The organism is Mesorhizobium silamurunense, from assembly GCF_014843905.1.
Lineage (GTDB): Bacteria > Pseudomonadota > Alphaproteobacteria > Rhizobiales > Rhizobiaceae > Mesorhizobium > Mesorhizobium silamurunense.
The window spans coordinates 1-11,473 of sequence record NZ_LPVS01000006.1; the positions used below are offsets into that span (position 1 = coordinate 1).

The 11,473-nt window shown below is 62.4% G+C and carries 8 protein-coding genes and 3 pseudogenes; 6 read left to right on the plus strand and 5 right to left on the minus strand.

Annotated features, from left to right (window positions below; all coding sequences use genetic code 11):
* Window positions 1–335: 335 nt before the first annotated feature.
* From AU465_RS00240 to AU465_RS00250, 3 genes and pseudogenes are all read right to left on the minus strand, one after another.
* Window positions 336–1,162 (minus strand): annotated as a pseudogene (locus AU465_RS00240) (alpha/beta fold hydrolase).
* Window positions 1,163–1,374: 212 nt separating this feature from the next.
* On the minus strand, window positions 1,375–2,112 hold the full coding sequence (locus tag AU465_RS35885; RefSeq protein ID WP_210324934.1) for a nuclear transport factor 2 family protein: 738 nt from the start codon (window positions 2,110–2,112) through the stop codon (window positions 1,375–1,377).
* 179 nt (window positions 2,113–2,291) lie between these two features.
* Complete coding sequence (locus tag AU465_RS00250) at window positions 2,292–2,945, minus strand: hydrolase (protein WP_192242730.1); 654 nt, start codon at window positions 2,943–2,945, stop codon at window positions 2,292–2,294.
* 153 nt (window positions 2,946–3,098) lie between these two features.
* Between AU465_RS00250 and AU465_RS00255 the strand changes: the two genes are divergently transcribed.
* The 4 genes and pseudogenes from AU465_RS00255 (at window position 3,099) to AU465_RS00270 (ending at window position 7,612) form a co-directional block, all read left to right on the plus strand.
* Window positions 3,099–3,992, plus strand: coding sequence for a LysR family transcriptional regulator (locus AU465_RS00255; protein WP_192242733.1), 894 nt, complete (start codon window positions 3,099–3,101; stop codon window positions 3,990–3,992).
* Window positions 3,993–4,167: 175 nt separating this feature from the next.
* Window positions 4,168–5,103: pseudogene (locus AU465_RS00260) on the plus strand (pirin family protein).
* Window positions 5,104–5,199: 96 nt separating this feature from the next.
* Window positions 5,200–6,453, plus strand: coding sequence for a DUF5996 family protein (locus AU465_RS00265; RefSeq protein WP_192242737.1), 1,254 nt, complete (start codon window positions 5,200–5,202; stop codon window positions 6,451–6,453).
* A 418-nt stretch (window positions 6,454–6,871) separates the two neighbouring features.
* Window positions 6,872–7,612, plus strand: coding sequence for an SDR family NAD(P)-dependent oxidoreductase (locus AU465_RS00270; protein ID WP_192242740.1), 741 nt, complete (start codon window positions 6,872–6,874; stop codon window positions 7,610–7,612).
* 455 nt (window positions 7,613–8,067) lie between these two features.
* Here the strand turns inward: AU465_RS00270 and AU465_RS00275 are convergent, their stop codons facing one another.
* Window positions 8,068–8,970 carry a LysR family transcriptional regulator gene (locus AU465_RS00275; protein ID WP_192242743.1) on the minus strand — a complete coding sequence of 301 codons (903 nt, stop codon included), beginning with the start codon at window positions 8,968–8,970 and terminating at the stop codon, window positions 8,068–8,070.
* A gap of 149 nt (window positions 8,971–9,119) precedes the next feature.
* On the opposite strand from AU465_RS00275, the gene AU465_RS00280 reads away from it, so the two are divergent.
* Window positions 9,120–9,542, plus strand: coding sequence for a RidA family protein (locus tag AU465_RS00280; protein ID WP_192242752.1), 423 nt, complete (start codon window positions 9,120–9,122; stop codon window positions 9,540–9,542).
* A gap of 543 nt (window positions 9,543–10,085) precedes the next feature.
* Here AU465_RS00280 and AU465_RS00285 read toward each other — a convergent pair.
* Window positions 10,086–10,502: pseudogene (locus AU465_RS00285) on the minus strand (transposase); the annotation flags it as partial.
* A 120-nt stretch (window positions 10,503–10,622) separates the two neighbouring features.
* On the opposite strand from AU465_RS00285, the gene AU465_RS00290 reads away from it, so the two are divergent.
* On the plus strand, window positions 10,623–11,473 hold an 851-nt coding region (locus tag AU465_RS00290), incomplete at its 3' end, for an IS110 family RNA-guided transposase (protein ID WP_192242746.1).

Consider the following 11,473-nt stretch of genomic DNA (forward strand, 5'->3'; position numbering starts at 1 on the left):
ATACCCCCGAGTCATAACGCCGCGGCCGCCACCGGTTTTGCCCCGGTTACGTTAATTGAGCACTTCAAGGTCGAAGCGTCCTTAATCTGTGTAACAAAATGTCAGGAATCCCCTTGGTCCGCCATGGCGTCTTTCAACGTCGAGGTGGTCAGCGTCCTGTTTGGGGCCGTCTGCTGACCGTCTGGTTTCGGCCCCAGCAATAGGATTAGCTGACAAACGAGCAGCGTGACCCGATGATCGCAGCCGCTTCTGTAGTGCGAGATGGAGTTTCTTGTGCCCCACCGACGCACGCACACCTTTCAAGCGTCGACTCGAACTGCGGGAGGGGGCCCACTTCAGCTGGTGACGAACTCCAGAAGGTCGGCGTTCAGCACATCAGCATTCACTGTGAGCATCCCGTGCGCAAAACCAGGATAGGTCTTCAGCGAGCCGTTCGGCAGCAGCTTGACCGCCTTCAAAGCCGAGGCGGCGATCGGAACGACCTGGTCGTCCTCACCGTGCAGCACCAGCGTCGGCACGGTGATCGCCTTGAGGTCATCGGTCTGGTCGGTTTCCGAGAAGGCCTTGACGCCATCGTAGTGCGCCTTGGCGCTACCCATCATACCCTGCCGCCACCAGTTCCTTCGAGGACCGTCGCGCCCTCGCGGTTGAAGCCGTAGAACGGGCCTGACGGGACGTCTCGGAAGAACTGTGCACGATTACTGGCCAGGGCCGACCGAAAACCGTCGAAGACCTCCATAGGTGTTCCTTCGGGGTTGTCGTCGGTCATCAGCATCAGCGGAGGAATGGCAGCGACGAGGACGGCCTTGGCCACCCGGCCAGCAGGTTCGCCATGTCGCGCCACGTACCGTGCCACTTCGCCACCACCGGTGGAATGGCCGATGTGAACCGCTTTTTTCAAATCTAGCGCCTTGGCGACGGCAAACGCGTCGGCCGCGTAGTGGTCAATGTCATGACCATCGGCGACCTGCTCCGAACGCCCGTGGCCGCGCCGGTCATGCGCGACGACACGATAGCCCTTCGACAGAAAGAAAAGCATCTGCGCGTCCCAGTCATCGGAGCTGAGCGGCCAGCCATGGTGAAAAACGATGGGCTGGGCGTCCTTGGGACCCCAATCCTTGTAGAAAATATGTACATCGTCGTCGGTCGTGACAAAGCCCATGATGTGTTCTCCTTCTGGAACGTCGCGGATGCTAGGCCCCGCGGCATACGCGGCGCCCAGCGGAAAGGCGAAACTTGCGGCGAGCGCCGAGGCCGAAATCAGGGCATCGCGGCGGGTGAGCGGCAGGCCAAAGGCGGATGTGCGAGACATAGAAAAGCCCAGTGAGTTATTGGAAGGGACATCCAGTCGTTGTCGCTCCGTCAGCCATGATCTTATCCAGCACGGCTGGCACCTTCCTCGGGATCGAACATCGAGAGGCCGGCAACGCCTCCGCTTACCGGCACCTCGTTCTGCAACACGTCCCAGTGTTCGACGAGCTTGCCACCCTCGACCCGAAAGATGTCGACCACAACCTGGGGCTCGTCCGCCCAGCCGCGGATACGGCCATGGATGGCGACGAGATCACCTTCGGCGATGATCAAGCCCGGCTCATAGTGGACGGAAGGCGACAGGGCCTCGACGAGACCCTGCAATGCGTCCCGGCCTTGAGGAATGTTTGGATTGTGCTGGATGTAATCGTCGGCGTAGAGTCGCCCAACCGCCGAGGCGTCGTGGCGCTGGAACAGCGACGTCATCGCATCCAGCACCAGCGCCCTGTTGCGGTGGGGACGATCATCGGCGGTGCGATCCGCAGGCCGCGTGATTGCAAATGTTCCAGTCATTCGCAGAAACTGACCATCGGGCAAAGTGGCGAACGAGTGGACCACGCCGCGATCATAGTCTTGGACATTGATGACAGTCGCACCGTCCATCTCCTGCCAACTGACGGCGAAGATACTGTTGCCGAGCGGCACAATCTGAATATCGACGGTCTCGGTGTGGGCGAACGGTCCTTCCGTGATCTCGAACGTCAGTTGCGTGCTTGAGAGAAGCGTCAAGCTCACTTTGAAGTTCGGATAGGTGACGTCCATCTCCTGTCCGATAGGGAAACTCTCCATCGACATCGTCATAGTCCTTTCTCCGAGGCGGTGAATGCCAGGCTAAGCCGGCTGTGGTCGCGGGTGGCAGTCGGCGGGAGTGGTTCTTGGGCAGGGCCGCCGTCCGACATGGACGGCGGCCTTGCTGGAAAGGGATGACGCCGGTCGACGAGCGGTCAGTCGCTCGAGATCCTGGTCATCCCCGGCAGAGATCAGCCGGCGGCGCCTGGAACAGGCGTGTTGAGCAGCTGTTGCTCCCACAGGAAGGCGATGCCGCTGCCAGCGGCATGCTGCACAAGCAGCTCCGAAAGCTCGGCGGCATGCTCTGTCCGTGCCCAGTCGCGCTGCCATTCCGAAGCCACTGCCAGCCAGGTCATCATGTTCGCGCCGGCCGCGATCATGCGCTGGATGGCGACCTCGTGGGCCTCGACCGAAGTGCCGCCGGACGCATCGGTGACAACCGTCACGTCCCAACCTTCGCCGAGCGCCTGGATCGTCGGCATCGCAACGCATATCTCGGTCCACAAGCCGGCGATAATCAGCTGCTTGCGGCCCGTCGCCTTGACCGCGTTCACCACCTTCTGGTCCTCCCAGGTGTTGATGAACGTCCGGTCGATTACCTCCTGGCCGGGGAATACATCGGTGATCTGGGGGAAGATAAGACCGCCCCGGTCAGCGATCACGCTCGTCAGGATGGTGGGAACGCCGAAGGCCTTGGCGGCCTTCGCCAGTGCCGTCGAATTGTTGACCACCATGTGCGGATCGTGGCTGTTGAGGTTTGCGAGCTGATAAGGCTGGTGATCAATCAGAACGAGGACCGAGTCTTCGGGGCGAAGAAGCGAATCAAGGCCGTTACGAAGGGTCATCAAGACTTCCTTTCTCTGCCGCTATGGACGGCAATGGGTTCACGGGAAACATGCGCCAGCGGGCGATGTTGCCTGGAGGCAATTTGCTGTTCCTTCTGGTGATGCGGTAGTGCCATAATCAGGCAAGCTGCGTCGCGAAATTAGGAACGCCGGATGGACATCGAAGATCTACAGACATTCGTCGCAGTGGCCGATGCAGGGGGCGTATCGGCCGCCGCGCGCCGACTCGGCGTCTCCAAGTCAATCGTCAGTCGGCGGCTCTTTCGGGTTGAAGCGGAACTTGGCGTTCAGTTGCTTGCACGATCGACCCGCGGCGCCGCGCTTACGGAAGCGGGGATCACGTTCAGAGACCATGCGGCCCGAGCCAGCGCCGAGATCGATGCGGCCAGGGAAACGATCCTCCCCACCGGTGAGCTGCGCGGCCGCCTGAGGGTTGCGATGCCGCTTTCTTTTGGCCCGACCCACTTCGCCCCGGTGCTTGCGGAAATGGCGCGCCAGCACCCGCGGCTTCACATTCATACCTCCTACAGCGATCGCTTCGTCGATCTCATCGCAGAGGGTTTCGATTGCGCAATCCGGGGCGCCTACCTTCGGGACTCCAACCTGATCGCGAAGCGCGTCGGGCCGATCCATGGAAAGCTTGTCGCAAGCCCGGATTATATCGAAGCGCACGGTTCACCTGAAACGGTAGAGCAGCTCGTCAACCATCAGGCCCTCATGCAAGGAACGGAAGCCTGGCAGTTCATGGATGGCGACAAGATCGTTACTGTTCAGCCGCAGGGCAGGTTCAAGGCCGACAACGCTACGGCGCTTGCCGCTGCCGCGGCGGCTGGACTCGGCATCGCCTGGCTCCCCGATTGCATCACACACGAATACGTGACCTCCGGCGCTCTGGTCCCGATCATGACACGCTATCCGGTACCTCCGGGGGCCGCGTATGTCGTCCGCCCACCGGGTCAGCATCCCCCGCGGAAAGTGCGGGTGCTCACCGAGATGCTGACTGAGTATTTCAAACGGAACCCGGACCTTTGGGGCCTCGACCGCTAGAACGCGAACGGTTCAAAGCATTATCAAGGGAACCGTGTTCGACGGTGGCACACTTCGGCGACATGGCCCGCACGTTCCACTTGCTGCGACACAGCTTGACGTATCACGGGGCTAGTTCGGTTGAAGGTCGTGCGCCAGTTTAGACATTCCGGAAGCCCAAGAGAGGATGGCGCGTATGAGTTGGAACCCGGCAATCGAATCGGGCTGCCCCGATGAGGTCGGAATCGACGCGATCGAAACCCTCATCGTTCCCCGTTCCCGCGACCTCGGCGGCTTCGAGGTCCGGCGCGCGCTGCCGGCGCCGAAGCGGCAGATGGTCGGGCCGTTCATCTTCTTCGACCAGGCGGGGCCGGCCGAACTATTGACCGGACATGGCATCGATGTCCGTCCGCACCCGCATATCGGGCTCGGCACCGTCACGTACCTTTATCGCGGCGACTTTCATCACCGCGACAGCACCGGCGCCGATCAGATAATACGTCCTGGCGCGCTGAACTGGATGGTCGCCGGGCGTGGCGTTACCCATTCGGAGCGCACCTCCGCGCCGGCCCGGAGCGGTCCGAACAGTCTGTTCGGGATCCAGACATGGCTTGCCCCTGCCAGACACGCATGAGGATATGGCGCCCACCTTCGAACATCACGGCAAAGAGGCGCTGCCGATGATCGAGGATAGCGGCATTTCGGTTCGGCTCATACTTGGAAACGCCTACGGCAAGGTCGCGCCCGCGACGATGTTCTCCGAGACGTTCTACGCCGATGTGAAACTCGAGCCCGGAAGCCGGCTGCCCATGCCGGACGATCACGAGGACAGAGCCTCTACATCGTCGAAGGCTCGATCTCGATCGCCGGCCAGGCTTTCGAGGCGCCGCAGATGATGGTCTTCCGCCCCGGCGACAGGATCACGGTCGCGGCCGGCGACCAGGGCGGGCGGTTGATGATCCTCGGCGGCGCCACGCTCGGCGGACCGCGCTACATCTGGTGGAACTTCGTCGCCTCGTCCCGGGAGCGCATCGAAGAAGCCAAGGCCGAATGGCGCGCCGAAAACTGGGGCAAGGGGCGCTTCGATTTGCCAGTCGGCGACCGGGACGAGTACATTCCACTGCCGGACTGAGTGACAATGATGGGGTGATCGCGCGGGCGCAATTCAAGCGGCCCGGACCACAGGAATCGCTCCCATATGGGGCACATGCTGGGTGGAGAAGGCGGAATGACCAACAAATGGCCTCACCTGGACTACCTTGGCTGGCGTGAGACGTGTTCAGCCCTGCATCTCTACCTGCAGGTCGCCGGCAAATACCGGCTGGCGCATACGCCGTGGCTGAACCATTCCTGGAACGCGACATTCTATGTCACGCCGAACGGTCTGGCATCCTCGCCGATCCCCGACGGCCTGGGCATCGAGGTCCTGTTCAATCTTCGAGAGCACATGGTCGTGGGCACCTGCGGCGACGGGCGCAAGGCGTCGTTCGCACTCGAGCCGATGACCGTCGCGGCGTTCCACGCCAGTTTCGTGGAGTTAATTTCGGGGCTCGGCGGCACGCCGACCTTCAACGGACAACCCAACGAGGTGGCAAACCCCGTACCCTTCGCCGAAGATCATCGCGACCGGCCCTATGATCGCGACGCCGTTCGACGCTTCCATCAGGCGTTGATGGCGGTCGACAGGGTTTTCAATCGATTCCGCACCTCGTTTGTCGGCAAATCCAGTCCAGTCCATCTGTTCTGGGGCGCTCTCGACCTGGCTGTCACCCGGTTTTCCGGACGGCGCGCGCCGCTCCACCCCGGCAATATTCCCGCCCTGCCAGACGACGTGGCCCAGGAGGCCTATGACCGCGAGGTCTCGTCAGCGGGATTCTGGCCGGGTGGCGGCGGCATCGACTATCCTGCCTTCTACGCCTACGCCTATCCGGCGCCGAGCGGTTACCGCGCCGCGACGGTCCGGCCCGATGCCGCGTTCTGGCACGACGGCCTGTCTGAATTCATCCTCCCCTACGATGCCGTGCAGCCGGCGGCCGATCCCGACGACACCCTGATGGCTTTCCTCGTCTCGGCCTACGAGGCTGCCGCCGAGCTGGGCGGCTGGGACCGCGATCTTCTGGAATGTGCGAGCGAACAGCCGCGTCGGGTCCGCCGCCCGGACGCGGCTCTGGCGAAGGATGCGCCTTCAGCCGGCGACGAAAAGGTCGAACGAGAGGATGGGGCATCAAAAGGGCGTTACCGGCTGATCATCGATGGCGTCGAGGCGGAGATGACCTACAGCCGGGCCGGTAAGGGGTTGATCATCATCGACCATACCGAAGTTCCGGCGGCCTTGCTTGGCCGCAAGGTCGGCGAGCGACTGGTGAGACAGGCGGTCGAGGATGCCCGGCGCGACGGGGTCGCCATCATGCCGCTCTGCCCGTTCGCAAAAGCGCAGATCGGCCGTCATCCGGAATGGCAGGACGTGCTACGTCGACAATAGGGGGCGTGGCTGTCTGCCGAAACACCCAACAGCCGACATCGCCAAGCGTATGGGGCCCGCAAAGTCGCCTTGTTCACCGACGCAATCGAACCGGGGGCACCTTCCTCTGAAGCAGCGGTGCATGGCACGGCGCGACCGAGGAAAGCGTAAGCCGAAACCGGCATTGCCGTTCGCGCAAAGGCCCGGCCTGAACGGGTCGGTGGCATCGGACCGGCCATCGCTCCGGAAGGTGGTCGCCCCCTCGGCTTGAGAAGCCTTCGGCCAGCGTTCCTCCTTTCGCAACACAGCTTGGCATTTCTCGATACTGAAAGAGACAGATCCCGAGCACCAAATTCGTGGATCAGGCCTTTGACCGCCTGCCGCGTCTCACGCGAACGCCTGGGCGCTTGAACCAACAATGGTAAAAAAGGACAAACATATGATCGATCTGAATGGGAAGCGTGCATTGGTTACTGGAGCTTCGCGGGGCATCGGAGGCGCGATCGCGTTGGCGCTGGCAGAGAACGGTGCTGACGTCGCGTTCACGTACCAGCGCTCGGCCAAGAAAGCTGAAGCGATGGCCAAATCCATCGAGAGCACAGGGCGTCGCGCAGTCGCCATCCAAGCCGACAGCGCCGCCCCGGAGGCCATCATGCGCTCTGTGAGCGAAGCCGTCTCGGCGCTCGGTGGACTCGATATCCTCGTCAACAGCGCGGCTATCGGCCACACGGGTACGATCGCCGACATCGACGTGAATGACTATCAGGCCGTGATGGACGTCAACGTGCGAGCGCCAGTGCTGTTTGCGAAAGCAGTTATCCCGCATCTCACCGAAGGGGGACGCATCATCACGATCGGTTCGGCCTTGGGGGAACGGGTCCCGTTCCCAGGCATAACGGCTTATGCGATGTCCAAGGCGGCACTTACCTCCTTCACCCGCGGTCTTTCGCGCGAACTCGGCCCGAACGGCATCACCGTGAATCTTGTGCAACCCGGGGCGACCAACACGGATGCAAATCCGGCGGATGGGAAGGCTGCCGATTTCCAGCGAAGCCTGACGTCTTTGGGACGCTACGCCGAGCCGCGCGAAGTCGCGAACGCCGTGGTCTTTCTGGCAAGTCCCGCCGCGAGCGTGATTACGGGCGCCATCTTGACCGCCGACGGCGGTGCAATCGCCTGAGCCAACTTGATATTCGCCAGCAGGCCAATCGCCTGCCGCAAGCTGCATCGAGCACGGCCTCGTCGAGGACTGCATGTGCCGAAACCGAACCTGCCGGTCGCATTTAGGCCCGGCTCTACAGGGCCGGGCCGTTGGATTTCAGGCGGAAGGGAAAGTTTGCCTGAACGACTGAGTTGAAGGCGCGAACCAGACCAGACAAATTTGCCTGAAACGGGGCCGGAAGTGGTCCGATAGCTTTCGGGATGATGCTGTCGACAAGCTGCCGTTCCGTTGACGACCCAACTTGCGTCATCGCCTGCTTCAGCCTGACCGATCGAAACTGGCTATCGGCCCAATGTAGGATTCTTCCGCACTACGATCAGAGGCAGGACACTGGTTCGTTGGCGCAATAGGAATGAACTGAGCACTCCCAGTCCTCTGGCCCACGACCAGGGCGCGGCAGCTCGTCGCTCTGGTTAAGGTTCTTTCTTCCGCAGGTCTTTGACGACGTCGAGAAAAGCCCGCAGTGCCGGCGGCACGGCTCGATGTCCGGGATAGTAGACCGCAACGTCTTCCGGAGCGGGCATCCACCTGGTTAGGACCTTGCGCATCCGGCCATCGGACATGGCCGCTTCGGCGGCCCAATCCGCCACATAGGCGATTCCTAGACCCTTTATTGCGGCTTCGACCATTAGCTCCTCGTCATCAAGAACGATGGGGCCGTTGGCGTCAATCACGAGTTCCTGGCCGGCGCGTTCGAACTCCCATCGATAGAATTTGCCGTTGGGCATCCGGTGCCCGATGCAATGGTGGCGCTGCAATTCCTCCGGGGTTCCCGGCTCGCCGAAGCGGTCGAGATAGGCGGTCGAGGCGACACAAATGAACGTCAGGGGGCGTGCAAGCGGCACGGCGATCATGTCCTTGGGGACCGATCCGAGGAGGCGCACGCCGGCATCGAACCCGCTGGACACGATGTCGATGAGTCGCCCCTCGACGACGATGTCCAAGGTCACGTCAGGATGGAGCTCCGCCATCTGCGGAAGAACCTCGCGAACGAGAAGCCCAACCACCAGTCGCGGTGCGTTGATGCGGACCGTTCCCGCAACATTGCCCCGGAACCCTGCGACGCTGTCGAGCGCCTCGTCCAGTGAGGCGAGCGCCGGCTGAAGGCGGCCGAGCAGTTGGAAACCGGCTTCCGTGGGCGAGACGCTGCGTGTTGTGCGGTTCAGAAGGCGCACGCCCATGCGCTCCTCGAGCGCTCGCATCGCATGGCTCAACGTGGAAGGCGCCGTGCCGATCTCGTCCGCTGCGCGGCGGAAGCTGCGGTGCGTGGCAACGGCTACAAAGGCGGTGAGATCGTTGAGGGACGGGCGGGACATTGATGGTAATTTTGCATCACCTCATGCCGATTTCAACGGCTAATGCGCGTAATGCGATTGCCGTATCTCCTGCTTGTATCAACCCGGAGATCCAGCGGCCCGGCCCTCTGACGGTCCGCTCCCATTATCAAGACAGAAAGGAACACGAAATGCCTGCAGGTGATGCCATCTATCCGGCCAAACGCCACGCGTTATACGATATTCATCGATATTCCGCGGCCATTCGCTCCGGCGATCTTCTCTTCGTGTCGGGTCAGGTCGGGAGCCGTGAGGACGGCTCGGCCGAGCCCATATTCGAGGATCAGGTTCGGCGGGCCTTTGCCAATCTGCGCGAGGTCTTGGCCGCCGCCGGGTGTAGATTCGATGACGTTGTCGACGTCACCACCTTCCACACTAACCCGGACGACCAGATCGCAACGGTGCTGGCCGTCCGGGCGGAAGAGATCGGCGGACCTCCCTATCCGAACTGGACGGCAGTAGGCGTCAACTGGCTTGCCGGCTTTGATTTCGAGATCAAGGTCGTCGCCCGCATCCCTTCGACGACCAACGGCCAGCCGGCGGACAAGCGCTGATCGCTCGCCCTGCAATTTCTGTACTGGCGATTGTTCGCAACGACGCTAAGGGCAACAGGGGAGCTTTCAGGCTCCCCATGCAAACGGCTTCAACTTTGCGAATGGGTCGACTCCGGCTAGGACGAACGAGCGGTTAGGGAACGCGCCAGAAAAAGTCGGCTTGGTCCGCGCCGCGACCTACAGCTTCGCCGTCGGCGAAGTCTGCATTTAGGCAGCGGCAAGGGCACCCTCTACGGCTGAGATGCTGAAGGGTTTCGGGTGCCGTCAGGCGTACGAAAGCCTCTCATGCAGGAACCCGCGGTCCGTGCGCGGTGAGCCATGGGGATTTGTGTTTTGGGGTGTGCCAGCGTCTGTCGCGGACGTCCACATGGGGCGCTGGTGGCTGGTCGAGCATGCGGCTTCTGGGCCAGGTCGGAGAGCTTCTTGCGGTGATACCGACGGGCTTCACGTGCCTGACGACCGGCGCCATAGCGATGCGCGCATACCTTCCCGTTGACCCGCGCCGGCGCGGCGCGGTCGTGCGAGGAAGCGGGCCATCCCGGGTCATGGGGCGGTCTCCCGGTTCGTCGTCCGTGCGCCCGGCGGGCCGCGCGGCTGCCTGCACCGTTCGAACACCTCGATGACGATCATACGGCCGCCGCAGCACGGGCACGGCGGGCGGAAGTCGTCCGGTTCCGTCGGCGGATCGTTCGTGACGGGAGGCGCGGCCGCGAGCAGTTGGCGGGCGAGCGCGAGGCAGTCCTTGCGAGAGCCGCCCGCGAGCAGGCCGTAGTGGCGGATGCGATGGAAGCCGCGCGGCAGGACATGGAGCAGGAGGCGGCGGATGAACTCGTCGGTCGCAAGCGTCATGACGCGCTGGCGGTCGGCGCCGTCGCGGCGATAATCCTTATAGCGGAAGATGACGCCATCCTCGTCGAAACGGATAAGGCGGCGGTTCGAGATGGCGACCCGGTGCGTGTAGATGGGGTATTCGGCTTACGCCCCTTCTTCAACGGTGATGCAAGAAGGTGCTGCGCTTCGAGCTGATGATAGAACGTGGTCTGTCCAAACAGCCACAAGCATCAGGAAAGGAAGCGCAGCATGAAGCACTTTATCGGCCTCGATGTCTCGGTGAAAGAGACCTCTGTTTGCATTGTCGACGAGACCGGCAAGATTTGTCGCGAGGTGAAGGTCGTCAGCCACTCCGACGATCTCCTCGCCGTCCTGAAGGATCCTACCTTGAACATTGAACGGGTCGGTCTCGAGGCCGGGCCCTTGTCGCAATGGCTTTTTGAGGGGCTGGCGTGCGCCGGGTTGCCGGTTATCTGCATCGAGACGCGTCATGTGAAAGCGTTCCTGAAGGCGCAGCCGAACAAGACCGATCGCAATGACGCGCGCGGCATCGCGCAGATGATGCGGGTCAACCTGTACCGCCCGGTGCATGTGAAGACGCTCACGAGCCAGAAGCGGCGGGCACTCTTGACGGCCCGCAAGCTGCTGCAGGGAAAGGCGATCGCCATCGAGAACGACATCCGCGGTCTTCTGCGCAACTTCGGCCTCAAGGTCGGTGTTGTGGGAACGGTGAAGTTCGAGGAGCGGATTTGCGAGCTCGTCGAAGGCATGCCCGACCTCAAGGAGATCATGGAGCCGCTGCTGGCCGCCCGGCGGAAGCTGCGTGCCGAATTTGCTCGCCTGCACAAAAAAGTGCTCACGATCTCCAGGAATGATGCGACCTGCCATCGCTTGATGACGGTTCCCGGTGTCGGCCCCGTGGTGGCGCTCGCGTATACCGCGACGATAGACATTCCACAGCGGTTCAGAAACTCGAAGGCGGTGGGGCCGATCCTGGGGCTGACACCGAAGCTCGACGAGTCCGGCGAAAGCAAGCGCGTTGGAGGCATCTCCCTCTGCGGGGATAGCATGATGCGAACATTGCTCTATGAGGCTGCCCA

Excerpts from the sequence above, each read along its gene's own strand:
- AU465_RS35885 (WP_210324934.1), bottom strand. The coding sequence starts at position 2,112 with ATGACGATGTCGATGGAGAGTTTCCCTATCGGACAGGAGATGGACGTC.
- AU465_RS00250 (WP_192242730.1), bottom strand. The coding sequence starts at position 2,945 with ATGACCCTTCGTAACGGCCTTGATTCGCTTCTTCGCCCCGAAGACTCG.
- AU465_RS00255 (WP_192242733.1), top strand. The coding sequence starts at position 3,099 with ATGGACATCGAAGATCTACAGACATTCGTCGCAGTGGCCGATGCAGGG.
- AU465_RS00265 (WP_192242737.1), top strand. The coding sequence starts at position 5,200 with ATGACCAACAAATGGCCTCACCTGGACTACCTTGGCTGGCGTGAGACG.
- AU465_RS00270 (WP_192242740.1), top strand. The coding sequence starts at position 6,872 with ATGATCGATCTGAATGGGAAGCGTGCATTGGTTACTGGAGCTTCGCGG.
- AU465_RS00275 (WP_192242743.1), bottom strand. The coding sequence starts at position 8,970 with ATGTCCCGCCCGTCCCTCAACGATCTCACCGCCTTTGTAGCCGTTGCC.
- AU465_RS00280 (WP_192242752.1), top strand. The coding sequence starts at position 9,120 with ATGCCTGCAGGTGATGCCATCTATCCGGCCAAACGCCACGCGTTATAC.